The sequence below is a fragment of the Spongiivirga citrea genome, from assembly GCF_010671565.1.
Taxonomy (GTDB): Bacteria; Bacteroidota; Bacteroidia; order Flavobacteriales; family Flavobacteriaceae; genus Spongiivirga; species Spongiivirga citrea.
On record NZ_JAABOQ010000003.1, the window covers coordinates 443,042 to 460,288 of the forward strand.

Here is a 17,247-nt window from a genome sequence, read left to right on the forward strand (position 1 = left end):
TTTGTAATTTTCTAGACGAAAACGTACAGAAGTTACGTTTCATTATAAGTGACACAAACATACATAAATAAAATACAAAAGCGATGAAGCGGAAGTTGGAAAAAGAGTTGAATGATCTCGCAGTGCGAATTTTGAAAATGAAAGATGAAACGGATATTGTGATCTTGCAAAAAGAGGCAAAGCGTATTTATGAAAAACTGACCGTTATGCGGTTTTTAGAAACTAATTTTTCGGAGGATGAATTAGATCTGACAAAGGTGAATAAAAAAGAGGCTTTGGGTCGATTAAGTGAAAAGATGAATGTGCCTGAAGAAAACCCAAATCAAGAAGACATACGAAATTACCATATGATGGATACCATTAAAGATATGGTTACCGAAATGCCAAAAGAAGAAACCTTAGATGATATTTTAAAAGATATTGTACCACCACCTGTTTTCGAGAAAAGCGATATGACCGAAGTGACGCCAACGGCTAGTGATATTATTGCAGAAAAAAGGGTGCAGTCTATTAACGATAGTTTTAAAAAGGAATTAAATATTGGACTTAACGATAAAATTGCTTTTATCAAGCATTTGTTCGAAGGGAAAAGCGAAGCTTATGATGAAGCAGTAGCGGCAATTAATAAGAAAGATTCTTTTGATGATGCAGAGTCTTACATCAAGATCACCCTAAAACCAAAATACAATTATTGGTTAGGTAAAGAAGACTACGCCGACCGATTTATGGAAGTTGTCGAAAGTCGATTTGCTTAAAATCTAGAAACTAACTACACCTAAATGAAAACCAAAACTATTATTTACTGGGTTGCCACTATATTGCTATGTGCGCTCATGACCTATTCCGCCAGTATGTACTTTAGTAATACTGAAATGATACAAGGCTATTTTGAAAGTCACGGATACCCGAGTTATATCGTAATCCCTTTGGCTATTGCCAAAATATTAGGAATTATTATGTTGCTTACGCGAAAGGTGCGTTGGTTGACAGATTGGGCTTATGCTGGTTTCTTTTTTGATTTGGTCTTGGCAGGTGGAGTGCATTATGTCCATAAAGAGGATTTACTTTTTGTAATAGTTGGAATAGTGATGCTTTTTGTTTCATTTTTTCTAGGCAATCTAGTACGCCCTTATCCCACAAACAATGTCTAAACTATACATTGTTCCTACCCCAATTGGTAATTTAAAAGACATGACCTTTCGTGCTATTGAAGTGCTGAAAGAGGTTGATCTTATTTTAGCAGAGGACACTAGGACTAGCGGAAAATTACTAAAGCATTACGAAATCGGAACGCATATGCAATCACACCATATGCACAACGAACATAAAACAGTTGACACCATTGTAAAGCGCATAAAAGACGGAGACCAAGTCGCATTAATTAGCGATGCCGGCACACCTGCAATATCTGACCCTGGGTTTTTATTGACCCGTGCCTGTATTGAAAATGACATTGAGGTAGAATGCCTTCCAGGAGCGACCGCTTTTGTACCGGCATTGGTAAATAGTGGACTTCCAAATGACAAATTTGTGTTCGAAGGTTTCCTTCCAGTTAAAAAAGGGCGTCAAACAAGACTGCAATTACTAGCCGAAGAAACGCGGACCATGGTTTTTTACGAATCTCCCCACAAACTATTGAAAACACTGGGAAACTTCAAAGAATATTTTTCTGAGAACAGACAGGTCTGTATATGCAGGGAGCTATCAAAAATGCATGAAGAGAACGTACGTGGAACAATAAATGAAGTGCTAGCACACTTTGAACAACATCCACCGAAAGGAGAGATCGTAATGGTGGTTGCTGGAAAAGGAAAGTGATTTCAAACCACAAATAAGTCTCCCCTTGAGGCGAGATTTAGAGGGGTGTTAACCTAAAAGATAAATCTCTGAACAAATTACACCCATCCCCAGCCCTTCCCTCAAGGGAAGGGAGCTAAAATTTAACTTAAATAACCTCATACAAGTGAAATACCTTCTAAATAAATGACAATATCAAACCGAAATAAACAAATACTCATTCTGGTTCTTACCAGTATAGTTGTCTTAGTTATTTGGTATTTCCCACAACTCGGTCTTATTCGATATCCTTTTATGTTATTAGGCACTTGGTTTCATGAAATGGGACATGGGTTAACAAGTGTTTTGGTTGGTGCTCACTTCGACAGACTTGAAATATTCTCAAACGGAAGTGGCATTGCATACACAACTTATTATTCAGATGCTTGGATACCTATGAAGTTTGGTCGAGCTTTGGTTGCTGCAGGCGGACTTTTAGGCCCTGCGATTGCCGGAGGTGTTTTGGTAGTATTGTCATCAAAACCAAACTCAGCGAGGTGGGGAATGCGGTTTCTTATTGTTGTAATGGTTACTTCGGTTTTTCTTTATGTACGATCATCCACTGGAGTTTGGGTTCTTTTAATTATTAGCGCTTTACTCGGACTGATCTCATTTATTAAAAACAAGAAGTTAACCCAATTAACCCTTTTGTTCTTGGGAATTCAAAGTACCTTAAGTACGTATTTGCAATTAGATTATCTGTTTACTGGAGAATTCATAATGGCAGGTAACACGATGAAATCAGACACTCAAAATATAGCGGAATCCCTTTTCGGGAGTTATTGGATGTGGGGAGTTGTCATTATCATGATTAGTATTCTGATTCTTTGGAGAAGTTATCGTTATTATCTCATTCATTCTGAATAAATGGACCTATTATCAAACGAAATATCATCTTGCGATCTCTGCAAAGCCCATTTGCCACTAGAGCCTCGTCCGATTTTTAGCATATCCCCAAAATCAAAAATTGTAATTATTGCCCAAGCACCGGGTAAAATGGCACACGATAACCATATTGCTTGGAAAGATCCTAGTGGGAAACGATTAAGAAATTGGTTAGGTGTTACAGAAGATGAGTTTTATAATACTGAGAATTTTGCCATTATTCCCATGGGGTTTTGCTTCCCCGGAAAAGCAAAAACTGGTGATCTTCCTCCTAGAAAAGAATGCGCCCCAAAATGGCATCCACAGATACTAAAACAGTTTGAAAATGTAAAGTTGACATTGCTTATTGGTAGTTATTCTACATCCTATTATTTACCCAATGAAAAAAACAATCTTACCGAAAAAGTAAAAGACTATCACAAGTATTTACCAAACCACTGGATACTACCACATCCTTCACCTGTAAATCGATTTTGGCGAGCTAAAAATCCTTGGTTTGAATTGGAGGTTATACCGAAGCTTCAAAAACGAGTTCAAGAGATTATAAAACAACAAATCCACGAATAATATTTCGTATTATCCATGGATTTGAATATATATATTATGATCTAATACTGAGAGCCATTGTGCTTCCCCTCATTCCAACCATGTTTTCCAAGGTATTGTTCTCCACTTTCAATAGCACCCTCTTCAACATTGGTTCCCATACTATCATTCCAACGGTTTAGGTAACCAAATAATGAGATTACGCCTAGCATTTCTACGATTTCGCCTTCATCCCAATGCTTGTATAAACGATCTTTTATTTCTTGATCAACTGCATTTGGCACCATCGAGGCTTGTAGTGAAAAATCAAGGGCTACACGCTCTGCTTCGCTAAACGCAGGATGTGTTCTATATTCCCAAATATTGTCTAGTTGTTCTTGTTCAGCTCCGTATCGCTCTGCTGCGCGAATGGCATGTGCTTGGCAATAGCGACAACCTGTTGCGTTGCTGCTTACCCAAGCGATCATTCGTTTTAAAGCTGAGGTAACACGACCTTCATTAGCCATCACAGCCTTGTTTAAATTAATAAACGCTTTACTGATGGCTGGACGACGTTGCATGGTTAAAACAGAGTTTGGGCAAAAGCCCAAAGTCTCATTAAAAAATTCCGCCAGCTCTCTGGTTTCCGGATCGTGTGATGGGTCTAATGGTGTTACTAATGCCATATTTCTTTAATTAAAAATGTATAATGAAGAATTAATGTGGTGTTTTTTTGATCGGTGAGCAAGGTACAACTTCGCAGAGGGAAATTCCAATTTTTGAAATTCCAAATTGCAAAAAACTAAGCCGAATTTGTAACAGCATTATTTTAGAATCTTCACCATATTAATGAGAACCTTTTTGCTTATAACTAGTTTATTAATTTCCATTTGTGACCATACTTAAATTGACAATAAAGAGAAAGTCGTGCGCCATTATTGAGAACTCCTTTCCAGCAGTCGATTAAATAGAGAAATTTAGCAGACAAATACTTCTAATTTGCAGAATACTTTTTGCACGAATAATGATATAATTGATTTTTGCAAAAATTTATTAAGTAATTTAAAATTGTGAAAAAATCAATAATTATTGGGTTGCATATTGGGTTTTGGCTTTGCTATTTGGTCTTAACCATTGTTTTAGTTGTTCTTTCATTAGAAGGAGAAGAGAATGTTATTGTAGATGAAACAACGGAAAGGGTCCTATATTTTACAGTAATTCCATCTTTTATTTCCTATTATTTGTTCTATTTTCTTGTATTTCCAAGAATTCGTGAAAAGCAATTTCTACTGTCCTCTATTTATGCTCTGTCTTTTGCTATTGGGGCATCTTTGATAGGAAATCTTTTAATTTATATTTTTTTAGGAATGGAGAACTTGACGGTACGAGAGCAATCTATGACCGTTGGTATCATTTTCAGCTCTTTTGTTTGTTTTGCGACAGGTGTTGTGGCTCTGGTTACTAAAGGCTTTATAAGTTGGTATGAAGAATTAAAATTGAAAGAGGAGCTCAAGCAAAAGAACCACGAAATGGAAATGGCTTTGGTTAAATCACAACTAGACCCACACTTTTTGTTCAACACTCTCAATAATATTGACATCTTAATTTTAAAAGACGCAACTCAGGCTTCTAATTATTTGAACAAATTGTCTGATATAATGCGTTTTATGTTATTTGAAACAAAAACAGATAAAATTTTTCTGTCCAAAGAAATCGAGTACATTGAAAAGTACATCGCTTTACAAAAAATTAGAACGACGAATAAGAATTATATCAATTTTGAAGTTAAGGGTTCTCCAAACGGTCAGACCATTGCGCCAATGGTATTTCTTCCTTTTATTGAAAATGCCTTTAAACACACCACAAATAAGAAATTGGATAATGCCATACATATTACTATCCTAATTCAAAAGGACAGTATACAATTTGAATGCAAGAATAAGTTCAACCCTAATCGAAAATTGAAACAGGAACATAATGGTTTGGGTAATACACTTATTGAAAAACGACTGAGACTTCTTTATCCTGAAAAACACATTCTAGAAGTAGATAAAAGAAATGAGGAATATATCGTAAGCCTACTAATTACTCAATAGAATAATAAAGAATATAATCATTAATGGAACTATATAAATGCATCATCATCGAAGACGAACCTTTAGCACTAGACAGGACTAAAGAATTTACTCAAAAAATACCCTTTCTTGAGCTATCTGCCACATTCGATAATGCTCTTGACGGTCTTGCCTACTTAAAAACTAACAAAGTGGATGTACTATTTTTGGATATTAATATGGATGAGTTAACAGGAATCGAATTATTGGAAAGTTCAAAAATAGACAGTCACGTAATTATTACTACGGCCTATCAAGAGTATGCCTTAAAAAGCTTTGAACTCAATGTGACCGACTATTTATTAAAACCGTTTACGTTCAATCGTTTTATACAAGCTGTCAATAAAGTACAAGATAGTTTAGAGCAAAAAACAGAAAAGAAACTACCCGAATTTATTTTTGTAAAAACAGAAAATCGTCTAGAAAAAATTAATCTTAATGATATTTTATACATTGAAGGAATGCGAGACTACCGAAGAATTCATACTACAAATAAAAGAATTATGACACTGCAAAACTTTAAGGAATTTGAAGAAATTATTCCCTCTAATATTGTGTGTAGAGTGCATAAATCGTATATGGTTTCGTTGAGTAAAATAGAATCTATAGAACGAAATAGGATACGGATTGTTAATGAACTTATTCCCATTTCGGAAACCTATAAGACCAGTTTTTTTCAGCAAATAAGTAACAGTAAATGGTAAATTCATAGCATAAGGACAAGATAAAGCCTGCAAAAATAGGTTCTGACGTACAAAGCGATTCGTTTTAAATTAAAAACGAATCGCTTTTTTTATTGGTAAATGCCCAGTCAACTCTTCACAACAAAATATGGATATTAAAATGACACTAATGACGTTGCAGCTAAGTGATTCACAATAATCACTTCAAATTTCCTTACTGTTTTCTTCAAAAATAGAGCTCAAAGCAAAATATTTTGCAGACTAAAAATACCAGTTCGCAGATAGCTATACCCACCTTGCATAGTAAAGTTTTTTAGTTGTTTGGATATGCTCACATTTGTCTCATAATCAAATGTTTAATTAACTAAAAATATTTTGTTATGACTAAATTAATAGTTTTCATTCTCTGCGCGTCATTAGAAGTGACAGCACAAATAAAAGTACCAAATGGCAACTTCAATCAATTTGAAACCATTAGTACTAATAAACACGTTTATGATGTACCTAAAGGTTGGAAAGAGCATCAAAAAAATGACGCATGGAGACAAGACAATGGACGCGGTTTTGCGTACAAATACGATTTACCAGATGCAAACGGAAATGCCCTTGCTTTACATAGGGAGTATTTTGTCCAAACCAATGCAATACTTACAAGTTTTTTAATTCCTGAAAACAAAGAAAACCTCCGATTGGTTGGGCGCTATAAATTTTCAGGCTCAGATATTGATACTGCGAAGGATACCTTATGTATTACGGTTTTTTCTTCTGAAAGGCCAATAAAAACTGTTTCTGATACACTTCCGGAAAAGGCAGTGGCTTTAAATATAACTACTCCAAAAGCACAATTCGAATGGTTTCATCTTGATGTAAACAAAATTCAAAAGAACAATTATCTAACCATCATCATTCAACTTAAATCTGGTAGCGATGATAGTTACTATTGGGGACAGTCTAATGCCGTACTAGATGATTTAAAATTTATAACCATTCAAAACTTAACGCAGATAGATTAAAGGAATTTATCTAACAAACTATAAAATATTTCATTATGAACACACAAAATACAGATCCAAGAGTACTTCTATCCACCTTATGGATTGTCATTCTATTTAATATGATAATTAGAGACCTGCACGAGTTTTTACGTGAAGGCTATATAGAACAAATGATGACCCTCAATATACCTCAAACTACAATGCTACTTTATGGCTTTATAGCTCAAATTCCCATTCTTATGATACTCTTGTCAAGAACATTGAAAAACAAGGCTAACAAATGGTACAATACAGTTGCTGCTACTATTGCTTCTCTGGGAATTCTAAGCACCTTGCCAACAGCCGATATGGATGACATTTTCTTTGTGGTAGTTGAAAATATTCTTCTTCTCATAATTCTGCGAATAGCTTGGAAATTGCCACCATCTGAAAAAATTATCACCTCTAAAAATAAGCTATGATTACTAAAATCTATTTGAAGGGATTAGTAGTACTAATGACCTGTTTTTTGAATAGTCAATTTGAAACTGTAAATAGCAAGTCAAATTATACAAGGCTTAGTGAGCAATTAGCAATGGACTTTCAAGAAATTTTTGAATTTTCTGAAAAAATGAAGCTCTATGGAGTCACGCAAAAAAAATTTGAAATCTTTTTTCAGAAGGGAGCTATGGAGTCTTTCAATTTTCATCAGTCATCTCATTATATTAAACAGTCTGACGTAAATCGAATGATTGAAAAGAAACTCATTCACCACCAAGACATAAAACACCCATTGAAAAAACCATCTAAGAGTAATTCCAAAAGCTTAAAAAGTTCGGATGTTTTAAATACATTTTCTGGTCAATGGAGTGGCAAGTGGAAATCGATGAATGCAAGGCATCTTTGGCTTCCGTTCAAAGAAGTTAATTTTAAAATTAATGAGGTATCTAAAATAATCGGTTTTCAAACTTGTTTTACCGGAGATGGCTTTGGGTGGAATTATTTGATTCGGAAAGGGGAAGAGGCAATCATCTTGGGCCACGTATATCATTTTAATGCAAAAGGAACATTAGATTATGAAAATCCACATTACGCATTTTTAAATGACCAAAGCCAACTTACTTGGGTTTCGGATAATCACGTGTACTATGAATTTGTATGTGAAGACAAAAAATGTTCTAAAAGTAAACACTACGTTATTACAGCAATGCCTTACTCAAATAGCAATGAATTAAAATTTGGCACTCCCATTCAAGCAATTTATATCTCAGAAAATAATTCAAACTGATTATTGAAGATTGATTATCTAGATATAGTAGTAATTGTACTAATAAGGGGTTATTCATAATAAAAATTTACGTCTATCTTCTTTTTTCAATGTTCTCGAAAAACAGTTTTTTAATCTTCTACTTAATTTCTAATTTGGAATTTGTACATTGAATTTTTGGAATTTCTTTAAAAATTATGCGCTGGACATTACAAGCTAAACCCTCATCAGAAAAAGTTACTGTTCTTAAAAAATCCCTGGGCGTTGATGAGATTGTGGCATCGCTTTTGGTGCAGCGCGGCATTGAAACCTATGAAGAAGCCAAGCAGTTTTTTCGCCCAACTTTAGATGATCTTCACGATCCTTTTTTAATGAAGGATATGCAAAAAGCAGTCGACCGGATTGAAAAGGCAATGACCTCTGGAGAAGCGGTCATGGTTTATGGTGATTATGATGTTGATGGTACTACTTCTGTTGCATTGGTATCTTCCTATTTACAATCAGTGTACCCAAATGTGACTACCTATATTCCAGATCGATATGATGAAGGTTATGGTGTTTCATATAAAGGTATTGATTATGCTGATGACAATGGAATTAGCTTAATAATTGCACTAGACTGCGGTATAAAAGCCATTGAAAAAGTGGCGTATGCAAAAGAAAAAGGAATCGATTTTATCATTTGCGATCATCACAGGCCAGGCGATACCATTCCTGATGCCGTTGCTGTTTTGGATGCTAAGCAAGAAGATTGCAACTATCCATACGATGAGCTATGTGGTTGTGGTGTAGGTTTTAAATTGATACAGGGGTTGGCACCATTATTCGAACAAACTATTGAAGATCTAATCCCATATTTAGATTTGGTTGCCACTGCTATAGGAGCCGATATTGTTCCTATTACCGGCGAAAATCGAGTTTTAGCGCATTTTGGTTTGCAGGTGATTAACTCCAATCCTAGACTAGGCTTTAAAGCCATTATTAATCAGATTAAAAAAGAAAGACTCACCATTACCGATGTTGTTTTTATTATCGCTCCGCGAATTAATGCCGCTGGTAGAATGAAGCACGGTTTACACGCGGTAGAATTATTGACCGAAACCAATATTGAAACGGCAATGGATTATGCTTCTCAAATTGAAACCTATAACACCGACAGACGATCAGCCGATAAAGAAATTACTGCTCAAGCCTTGTTGCAAATTGAAGAAAATAAGGAACAAGAGAGACTAACTACTGTCGTATATCATGAAACCTGGCATAAAGGAGTTATTGGTATAGTAGCTTCTAGGTTAACCGAGACCTACTACCGGCCCACTTTGGTATTTACCAAAAGTGGCGATAAGCTGGCCGCTTCAGCAAGATCGGTAAAAGGGTTTGATGTATACAATGCATTACATGAGTGCTCAGAATACATCGAACAATTTGGCGGACATAAATACGCAGCGGGCCTAACCTTATTGCCAGAACAGTACGAAGGTTTTAAAAACAAGTTCGAGGAAGTGGTAAGCAATACGATTGACAAACAGCTACTGACTCCAGAATTGTCAATCATCCAAGAGTTAAAATTAGAGCATATCACACCAAAATTCTATCGCATTTTAAAACAGTTTGCACCCTTCGGACCTGGAAATATGACGCCTGTTTTTATGAGTCAACAAGTGCAGGATACCGGTTATGGTAAATGTGTCGGGGCAGACGAAAGTCATTTAAGACTTACCATGTCGCAAAATCAGTCACAACCTATCGTGGGAATCGGTTTTGGCTTAGGAGATAAAAAAGATCTTATAACAAAACGAAAGCCTTTTGATGTTGCTTATACCATTGATGAAAATGAATGGAACGGGAATGTGAGTTTGCAGTTGAAGATTAAGGATATTAAGTAAATTCATTACTAGTATATTTATAAAATGAACAGACAGGGCCGTCAACAATTAAATTACGGGGTTTTTCTCCTATTTTTTTTAGTTGTTTCTTCCGCTCAAGCTCAATTAGGTTTTTGTTCAGGAGATAAAGGCGATCCCATTTTTGAAGAAGACTTCGGAACTGGCATGATAAATGGTCCAGCTCTTCCAGCAGGTTTTACCACTTACACTTATGTGCCTGCCGCCCCAGAAGATGGCTTTTACACCATTTCGAATAATGTGGGGCAATTAGACTCTTGGCATCTCAATACTCCTGATCACACGCCAGATGATACCAACGGAAAGGCATTTATAGTGAATGCAAGTTTTACCGCTGATGAATTTTTTAGAAGACCCATTACCGGCTTATGTGAAAATACCTTTTATGAATTTTCAGCTTGGCTCATGAATTTGTATGATCGCGATTTTGGTTTCTGTCCGAATAACGGAATCCCAGTGAATGTACGATTTGAAATATGGGATGAAACAGATACCAATTTGCTAGCTAGCGGAGATACGGGAAATATTGATTCCACTGGTAACCCTGTTTGGGATCAATACGGATTGGTATTTCAAACAGCATCAGGCCAAGAAACAGTCATTTTAAAAATGATAAATAATGGTGATGGTGGTTGTGGTAATGACCTTGCTATTGATGATATTGCTTTTGCTTCTTGCGGAGATACCACAAACATTACGGCAGACATCACCACAGAAAGCGAATTTGTAACCTGCAATGTCAATATTCCTGTTACCGCTACTTTTACCGCTACTCCCGATTTTTCAGTTTTTTCAACCCATGTATTTCAATGGCAACAAAGTCTTGACCAAGAGTTGTGGACAGATATCCCCGGAGCAACAACAAATACCTATACAGCAAGCGCAGTAGAAACTACCTATTATCGCGTTAACGTTGCGACGGATGTTGTCAATCTTGGTAGTCCGTTTTGTTCATCGGTATCGCAACCATTCGTTGTTGAAATTATCCCACAACCTGTTGCTCCCGTAAGCAATGGCGATCTAACAATTTGCGAAGACGGGGTAATTACGGGCCTATCTGTAACCGGACAAGCACGTGAACAAATTAGGTGGTTTGATGCCGCAGCTGGTGGTAACATGTTAGCAACAGGCACAAGCTTCATTCCTACCGAAGCTGGTACTTTTTATGCCGAAGCATTTGTAAACGGGTCCGGCTGTTCAAGCCCAAATAGAACTGCAGTTGCGCTGGCAATAGAAGACCTACCTGTTTTTGATGTTGATGAAGAACAACTCAGTATATGCATTGATCAAGAATCGGTGTTGTTAGATGCATTTTTGAATAATGTAAGCTATGTTTGGAGCACAGGTGAAAATACTTCGGCTATTAGTGTTGATACTCCTGGTGAATATTCTGTTACCGTTACCAATGCCGCACAATGCTCTGCAACGAAGCGTTTTATTGTAACGGGAATAGAGTCTCCTATTTTTAGCGATGACAGCTTTTCCGATGTTGATTCTGTAATACTAAAGACAGAAAATGAGGGAGATTTTGAGTATTCTTTAGACGGATCGTTTTACCAAGATTCTAATTTTTTCCAGTTTGTCCCTGGCGGAGTTTATACCGCCTATGCCAGAAACAAAAATGGGTGTGAAATAACTACCAGAGAATTTCATCATCTTCAAATCCCGAAATTTTTCACTCCCAATAATGATGGCTTTCATGATACTTTTAGCATCGGTGGTTTAGATTTTTTCACATCATATAGTGTTTCAATTTTTAATCGGTACGGCAAGCTTATTAAATCCAGTAATGGTAATTCTTTCGAATGGAATGGGAACTATTTAGGACAACCTCTTCCGGCAGATGATTACTGGTATTATCTTACTATTGAGGATAGCATCTTCCAGGGACATTTCAGTTTGAAACGCTAAACTCTTTGGGGAAATGGTTCTTTAATTAAATATTATTTATATTTAGTCTAAATAAAATTAATATCTTTATCTCATCAATCATCACTACTATGCAAGAGATTAAAAAGATATATCACAATGACATCGGAATAGGGTTTTATTGGAAAAAAGAGGAGAATTCCTCTCAAAAGAAAGTACAACTAGTGTTTAGAGATACGGGCTTCTACTTAACCCTTTCTCAATTAAAGGAGTTTTCCTCTATCATAGAACATACCACTAAAAATGATGCTTGTACGAATTGCCCTCACACCAATTGTAGAAGTATTTTGCTTAAAACACCGGCATCTTTCATAGAACTCGCTGTTAACAAAACTGAGTTACATGGAGTACTTGATTTGGTAAAAGGAGTCCTGTTCAAGATTGAAATGCAACAATTAATGGATGGTATTTGTAAGAACTAAACATAAAAAAACCGCCCCCTTTTTGAAGTAGTAGGAGCGGTTTTCCAAACTAAATAACCAACCAAAATTTTTAACTCTTATTCTTATTTCTTTTGACCTTAACTTTCATAGTCTTGTTAACGGTCTTTTTACGTTTTTTACTTGTTGTTGCCCCCGTCTTTGATTCTTGTTTTAAGAAAGGTGTATATCCTCTGCCTTTAAACTCATAGATCGTTTCTGAATCCGGGTGGTACAATTCGATTGTGTTGTCATTAATAACGTACAATTCGAAGTAGTCATTGCCTAGAAAATCATAATCTAGTGTTAAGGTTTTAATCTTGGCTTCGCCTGCAATATCAAACACTTCATAAATACCTTCATAATCGTATTGTACGTTGCTTAAAGGTGTACCACTTCTATCTGTAGACGATAAAAAAGTATCTCCATTACCATCGCCTAAAAAGGCTAAAAAGTTCTCATCATCAAAATCATTTAAGGCGCCTTCTTCGCTTACAAATGTCTTTTCCCAAGCATTATATTCTTGTAAGAAATACCGAATATTGTCATAGAATACAAAGTCATAATCAAAGTTGTATTCCTGGTATCCAGTTAAATAATAGCTTGTATTACTTGAGCGATCATAGATCTCTATTCTGTTATCACCTCTCTGAAAAATCTCCAGTTTCCAAAGTCCATCAATGTCATGATCGATCTCCACAAATTTGCTATAGGTATCGTAACTACCAATATCTATTCCTAAACCGTTACCACGATTTCCGATACCGACTAAGTTGTTGTTGGCATACATTGTATAGTTGTTATCAAAAGAAACCGTAAAGGCTCTTTGTAAAAATGGCACTTCGCCATTACCTCGTGTCTCGTTTATATTTACATACCATAAATCATATGAAATAAGAAGTTCACCTAAAGTAACATCAGGTACAACCACAAAATCGTCATCTTCTATGATAGCAACACATGAGCTAAATAATAAGCTCGTCATTGCAAAAACCGTAAGTAATTTAGCTATCTTCATGATCTATTCGTTTTTTGATTTGATAGATGTATTTCAAACAGCATGCCAAAAATATAAGTGTCTAATAATCAATATTTTAAGTTAACTTAGAGTTGCTTAATTTTGTAAGAATTAAAACTAAAGGATGAGTGATTTTCCTAAAATTGCCGTATTGGGCGGTGGTAGCTGGGCTACTGCAATTGTTAAAATGCTATCAGAAAATTTAGATGAAATAGGATGGTATATGCGCAGTGTTTATGCTAAAGAACATCTGATTAATGAACAGCATAATCCTAATTATTTAAGCGCCGTCGAGTTTAATACTGATAAGCTAAAACTAAGTAATGATATTAATGAGATTGTCGCCTATGCTGATTATCTAATTTTTGCCATTCCTTCTGCGTTCTTGAATGCGGAATTGGAAAAATTAACTGAATCATTAGATGATAAAATCATCTTTTCTGCAATTAAAGGTATTGTTCCTGAAACCAGTAAGATTGTGGGGGAACATTTTCACGATATATACAATATCCCTTTTGAAAATATTGGGGTTATTACTGGACCTTGTCATGCAGAGGAGGTGGCTTTAGAGCGTTTATCTTACTTAACGATTGCTTGTGATGACGAGAAAAAAGCAAAAATTATTGCAAATGCTCTAGCAAGTAAATACATTAAAACCAAAGTAACTGAAGATATTATCGGTACAGAATATGCTGCTGTTTTAAAGAATATATATGCCATTGCCGCAGGGATTGCTCATGGTTTGGGCTATGGCGATAATTTTCAAAGTGTTTTAATGAGTAATGCTATAAGAGAGATGAGTCGGTTCATTAAAAAAGTGCATAAAATGAAACGAAACATTAATAACTCCGCTTATTTGGGAGACCTTTTGGTAACCGGATACTCCGTTTTTAGTAGAAACCGTTTGTTCGGTAATATGATCGGAAAAGGCTACACTGTAAAATCGGCGCAAATGGAAATGAATATGATTGCAGAAGGATATTACGCAGTAAAAAGCGCTTATAAACTGAATCAAAAAAATGGCGCAGATACTCCAATTATTGATGCGGTAAATGCCATTTTATATCAACATAAAGAACCTAAAAAGGTGTTTAAAAAATTGTCTCAGAAGTTGGATTGACAAATCATCACTTTCCTTCGAGAAGTGAAACAAATTTCAAAAAATTGAATAGAATGCATACTACAACTAATTTAAGGGTACTGTGCATAATATTATGGCTTTCTTTTTCCCCAAGAATGAGTTCTCAAAATTCATTGCTTACAGAAGACCAAGAAAATCAATTGGTACTATCTGTTTTAGAATATGCTGACGAGGTACCAAGCCAGCTGATTTATTTGCAAACGGATAAAGACATTTACGAAACCCAAGAGAATATTTGGTTTCATGCATTGCTTAAAAATGCGCAAAGTTTAGAATCTGATACTTCCGCTGATGTATTTTTTCTTTTATTAATTAATAGTGAGAATGAAGTAGTTACCAATGCGAAATTTTCTATAAATAATGGAGTTGCTAAGGGTAATCTTTATATTCAGGATTTCTTAAATTCGGGGGCGTATCACTTGGTAGGCTATACGAAAGAATCTATTAATCGGGATCTCCGATTTTATAAAACCATTAAGCAACTAGAAATTAAAGAAACTTTAATACCAAAAGTACTGGTATCCTTTAAAGAAGAGGCTAACGAAAATGGTCAACTCCAATTGTATTTCGATCTCAAAACTCGATCCGGAGCTGCAGCTACCGATATTAAAATTCGGTTAAAAGGAATAACAAATCTCAAAGAGAAAATACTTACCAGAGCAACAACAGATAGTTTAGGTAAAGCTACTCTTGTTGTTGACCCTGAAAAAGTATCTCAGCATAAAAAAGTCGTATATGAACTAATTGGGAAGAAAAACCTTAAACAAAGAGCTCCACTTTTCCTAACGTTAGAAAATGACAAAGCACCTGAAATTAGGTTTTACCCAGAATCTGGTTCTCTATTGAATTCGTTAAATCAAAGGGTTGGATTCAAAGCAATAAAAAAAAGCGGGAAACCTACAGATTTTAAAGGTGTTTTACTAGAAGATGATCTGGTACTAGACACTATTAGCACTAACTTTTATGGTATGGGTTCTTTTTGGTTACATCCGAAAAAAGAAAAGCGATATCGCCTTCGATCGTTAAGCAGTGACAACCATTTTTATGAGCTTCCAGTTGTTGAAAAAACAGGTTTTCTTTTTCAGTTAGACAGTATAGGTGCTAATTATATGAAGTTAGATTTCAGTACTAATGACCTATCTAATTATGGAGGAGAGATTTTTATCAGACTACAGTCGAAAGGTTACATATACTGGATGGGAAAGGGAAAGTTAATGAAACAAAAACAGACTTTTTCTATTCCAATAGATAAAGCTCCAACGGGAATCATTGAATTGACGGTGTTTAATAAACAGCTGGAAAAACTATACACACGACTAATTTATCTGAAAGCAAATCATCATTTATATGTTCATCAACTGAATAATTTAGAAAAGTCCTATAAGCCAAAATCGAAGGTTGTTGTGCAACTAAAGGTAAAGGATCATCATGGGTTGCCAAAGAAAGCCAAGCTAAATGTCCGAGTACTAGATCATTTATATGATAATGTAGTTGATGATCGAAATATGTCATCCTTTTTTCAACTGGAAAGTCAGTTGAAAGATCAAACTTTGAAACCAGGAATTTACTTTAGGAATACGACTACAAAGGCTGATTCTCTAAATTTACTATTGCTAAACACAGAAAGAGATTCTTATCTATGGAGTTCTGATACCGCCAGAAAACACGGGACATTTAATATTCAAGAAAATGTTGTTGGCAAAGTAATGGTTACATCAAAAACAGGAACTTTAATACCCAGTGGCTCTAGTGAAATTCAACTATTTACTACTCGCGGTGTTATTCTTTTTAAAACGAATGAGAAAGGAATGTTTCGAATCACGAAAGAGGTTCTAAATCATTTTAAAGGAGAAACGCTCTTTATAAAAACAACCACGCCCAAGGAGATTATACAAATATTGAAAAATGACAATAATATTTTTCAAAATGAGAAAATTGAATTGAGTTTACCGCAGTTTTATACTCTAAAGAATTTTGAAAAAAACAGCAGTTTGGAAGATCAGATTAGGAGTTTTAACTTGAACAGCATGAACTATCTCGACGAAGTTGTGGTTAAGGCACAATACACCAGTCGCAATAAAAACGCCGTTATTTACGGGGTGTTTATGGGGCGAATTTTTGACTACGTTTGTGTAGAGTATAATATATTAAACTGTACAAATCATAAGCAAGGTTATCCACCTGTTGACGGTGAAATTTATTCTGATAACCTTGGAAACCGAAAAGTTTATTATGCTCCAGAGAAGGATAAGGAAGTAACTAGCAATAACAAGCCTAAAGATTTTGTTGCGATCAACTCTTTTTATCCTGAAAAATCATTTGAAGAAGTCATCTATAAAAACTCGGAAGACCGTCTAGATTTTGATAATCGCAAAACCCTGTATTGGGATACCAATATAACGACAGATGATGATGGCAAAGCGACTATTACTTTCTTCACTTCAGATAATCGAGGAGTTTACAAAGGTTTTGTAGACGTGTATACCGATGATGGGTTATTTGGCGTATATGAGTTTATTATTAATGTTTATTGAATACGTATTGACTTATTG

Annotated in this window: 17 protein-coding genes; 15 read left to right on the plus strand and 2 right to left on the minus strand. The window is 35.3% G+C overall.

The features are described 5' to 3' along the window. Window positions 1-83 precede the first annotated feature (83 nt). The 5 genes from GWK10_RS08685 to GWK10_RS08705 all read left to right on the plus strand — a co-directional run bounded on the left by GWK10_RS08685 (window position 84) and on the right by GWK10_RS08705 (window position 3,288). Entirely contained in the window at window positions 84-755 is a 672-nt protein-coding gene (locus GWK10_RS08685) for a hypothetical protein (protein ID WP_164031626.1), read from the plus strand. A gap of 24 nt (window positions 756-779) precedes the next feature. After that, window positions 780-1,151, plus strand: coding sequence for a DoxX family protein (locus GWK10_RS08690; RefSeq protein WP_164031628.1), 372 nt, complete (start codon window positions 780-782; stop codon window positions 1,149-1,151). Further along, window positions 1,144-1,818, plus strand: coding sequence for a 16S rRNA (cytidine(1402)-2'-O)-methyltransferase (gene rsmI, locus GWK10_RS08695; protein WP_164031630.1), 675 nt, complete (start codon window positions 1,144-1,146; stop codon window positions 1,816-1,818). The genes GWK10_RS08690 and rsmI overlap by 8 nt, the downstream gene beginning before the upstream one ends. 165 nt (window positions 1,819-1,983) lie before the next feature. Continuing rightward, window positions 1,984-2,703, plus strand: coding sequence for a M50 family metallopeptidase (locus tag GWK10_RS08700; RefSeq protein WP_164031632.1), 720 nt, complete (start codon window positions 1,984-1,986; stop codon window positions 2,701-2,703). After that, window positions 2,704-3,288 carry a uracil-DNA glycosylase family protein gene (locus GWK10_RS08705; protein WP_164031634.1) on the plus strand — a complete coding sequence of 195 codons (585 nt, stop codon included), beginning with the start codon at window positions 2,704-2,706 and terminating at the stop codon, window positions 3,286-3,288. Between the two features lie 41 nt (window positions 3,289-3,329). Here GWK10_RS08705 and GWK10_RS08710 read toward each other — a convergent pair whose 3' ends face one another. Next, on the minus strand, window positions 3,330-3,932 hold the full coding sequence (locus GWK10_RS08710) for a carboxymuconolactone decarboxylase family protein (protein WP_164031635.1): 603 nt from the start codon (window positions 3,930-3,932) through the stop codon (window positions 3,330-3,332). 384 nt (window positions 3,933-4,316) lie between these two features. On the opposite strand from GWK10_RS08710, the gene GWK10_RS18635 reads away from it, so the two are divergent. The 8 genes from GWK10_RS18635 (at window position 4,317) to GWK10_RS08750 (ending at window position 12,539) form a co-directional block, all read left to right on the plus strand. Continuing rightward, window positions 4,317-5,342, plus strand: coding sequence for a sensor histidine kinase (locus tag GWK10_RS18635; RefSeq protein ID WP_164031637.1), 1,026 nt, complete (start codon window positions 4,317-4,319; stop codon window positions 5,340-5,342). Between the two features lie 23 nt (window positions 5,343-5,365). Next, complete coding sequence (locus tag GWK10_RS08720; protein WP_164031639.1) at window positions 5,366-6,064, plus strand: LytR/AlgR family response regulator transcription factor; 699 nt, start codon at window positions 5,366-5,368, stop codon at window positions 6,062-6,064. 359 nt (window positions 6,065-6,423) lie between these two features. Beyond that, window positions 6,424-7,056, plus strand: a complete 633-nt coding sequence (locus tag GWK10_RS08725) for a hypothetical protein (protein WP_164031641.1) — start codon at window positions 6,424-6,426, stop codon at window positions 7,054-7,056. A gap of 35 nt (window positions 7,057-7,091) precedes the next feature. Continuing rightward, complete coding sequence (locus GWK10_RS08730) at window positions 7,092-7,499, plus strand: DUF6326 family protein (protein WP_164031643.1); 408 nt, start codon at window positions 7,092-7,094, stop codon at window positions 7,497-7,499. Beyond that, entirely contained in the window at window positions 7,496-8,305 is an 810-nt protein-coding gene (locus tag GWK10_RS08735; protein WP_164031645.1) for a hypothetical protein, read from the plus strand. The genes GWK10_RS08730 and GWK10_RS08735 overlap by 4 nt, the downstream gene beginning before the upstream one ends. Window positions 8,306-8,481: 176 nt before the next feature. After that, entirely contained in the window at window positions 8,482-10,170 is a 1,689-nt protein-coding gene (gene recJ / locus GWK10_RS08740; RefSeq protein WP_164031647.1) for a single-stranded-DNA-specific exonuclease RecJ, read from the plus strand. A 24-nt stretch (window positions 10,171-10,194) separates the two neighbouring features. After that, on the plus strand, window positions 10,195-12,099 hold the full coding sequence (locus GWK10_RS08745; protein WP_164031649.1) for a T9SS type B sorting domain-containing protein: 1,905 nt from the start codon (window positions 10,195-10,197) through the stop codon (window positions 12,097-12,099). 89 nt (window positions 12,100-12,188) lie between these two features. After that, the gene (locus GWK10_RS08750; RefSeq protein WP_164031651.1) at window positions 12,189-12,539 is read left to right on the plus strand and encodes a hypothetical protein; all 351 of its coding nucleotides are present in this window, start codon (window positions 12,189-12,191) and stop codon (window positions 12,537-12,539) included. 70 nt (window positions 12,540-12,609) lie between these two features. Here the strand turns inward: GWK10_RS08750 and GWK10_RS08755 are convergent, their stop codons facing one another. Then, window positions 12,610-13,554 (minus strand): nicotinic acid mononucleotide adenyltransferase, encoded by a 945-nt coding sequence (locus tag GWK10_RS08755; protein ID WP_164031653.1) that lies wholly within the window; start codon window positions 13,552-13,554, stop codon window positions 12,610-12,612. Between the two features lie 124 nt (window positions 13,555-13,678). Here GWK10_RS08755 and GWK10_RS08760 point away from each other — a divergent pair, with 124 nt between their 5' ends. Both GWK10_RS08760 and GWK10_RS08765 read left to right on the plus strand, forming a co-directional pair. After that, window positions 13,679-14,674 carry an NAD(P)H-dependent glycerol-3-phosphate dehydrogenase gene (locus GWK10_RS08760; RefSeq protein WP_164031655.1) on the plus strand — a complete coding sequence of 332 codons (996 nt, stop codon included), beginning with the start codon at window positions 13,679-13,681 and terminating at the stop codon, window positions 14,672-14,674. A gap of 116 nt (window positions 14,675-14,790) precedes the next feature. After that, complete coding sequence (locus GWK10_RS08765) at window positions 14,791-17,229, plus strand: hypothetical protein (RefSeq protein WP_164031657.1); 2,439 nt, start codon at window positions 14,791-14,793, stop codon at window positions 17,227-17,229. Window positions 17,230-17,247: the final 18 nt, after the last annotated feature.

Bases quoted from the DNA above. Each gene is read 5' to 3' on its own strand.
- GWK10_RS08725 (WP_164031641.1), top strand. From the start codon at position 6,424: ATGACTAAATTAATAGTTTTCATTCTCTGCGCGTCATTAGAAGTGACA.
- GWK10_RS08755 (WP_164031653.1), bottom strand. From the start codon at position 13,554: ATGAAGATAGCTAAATTACTTACGGTTTTTGCAATGACGAGCTTATTA.
- GWK10_RS08700 (WP_164031632.1), top strand. From the start codon at position 1,984: ATGACAATATCAAACCGAAATAAACAAATACTCATTCTGGTTCTTACC.
- rsmI (WP_164031630.1), top strand. From the start codon at position 1,144: ATGTCTAAACTATACATTGTTCCTACCCCAATTGGTAATTTAAAAGAC.
- GWK10_RS08765 (WP_164031657.1), top strand. From the start codon at position 14,791: ATGAGTTCTCAAAATTCATTGCTTACAGAAGACCAAGAAAATCAATTG.
- GWK10_RS08760 (WP_164031655.1), top strand. From the start codon at position 13,679: ATGAGTGATTTTCCTAAAATTGCCGTATTGGGCGGTGGTAGCTGGGCT.
- GWK10_RS08730 (WP_164031643.1), top strand. From the start codon at position 7,092: ATGAACACACAAAATACAGATCCAAGAGTACTTCTATCCACCTTATGG.
- GWK10_RS08745 (WP_164031649.1), top strand. From the start codon at position 10,195: ATGAACAGACAGGGCCGTCAACAATTAAATTACGGGGTTTTTCTCCTA.
- GWK10_RS08690 (WP_164031628.1), top strand. From the start codon at position 780: ATGAAAACCAAAACTATTATTTACTGGGTTGCCACTATATTGCTATGT.
- GWK10_RS08720 (WP_164031639.1), top strand. From the start codon at position 5,366: ATGGAACTATATAAATGCATCATCATCGAAGACGAACCTTTAGCACTA.
- GWK10_RS08685 (WP_164031626.1), top strand. From the start codon at position 84: ATGAAGCGGAAGTTGGAAAAAGAGTTGAATGATCTCGCAGTGCGAATT.
- GWK10_RS08710 (WP_164031635.1), bottom strand. From the start codon at position 3,932: ATGGCATTAGTAACACCATTAGACCCATCACACGATCCGGAAACCAGA.
- GWK10_RS08705 (WP_164031634.1), top strand. From the start codon at position 2,704: ATGGACCTATTATCAAACGAAATATCATCTTGCGATCTCTGCAAAGCC.
- recJ (WP_164031647.1), top strand. From the start codon at position 8,482: ATGCGCTGGACATTACAAGCTAAACCCTCATCAGAAAAAGTTACTGTT.
- GWK10_RS08750 (WP_164031651.1), top strand. From the start codon at position 12,189: ATGCAAGAGATTAAAAAGATATATCACAATGACATCGGAATAGGGTTT.
- GWK10_RS08735 (WP_164031645.1), top strand. From the start codon at position 7,496: ATGATTACTAAAATCTATTTGAAGGGATTAGTAGTACTAATGACCTGT.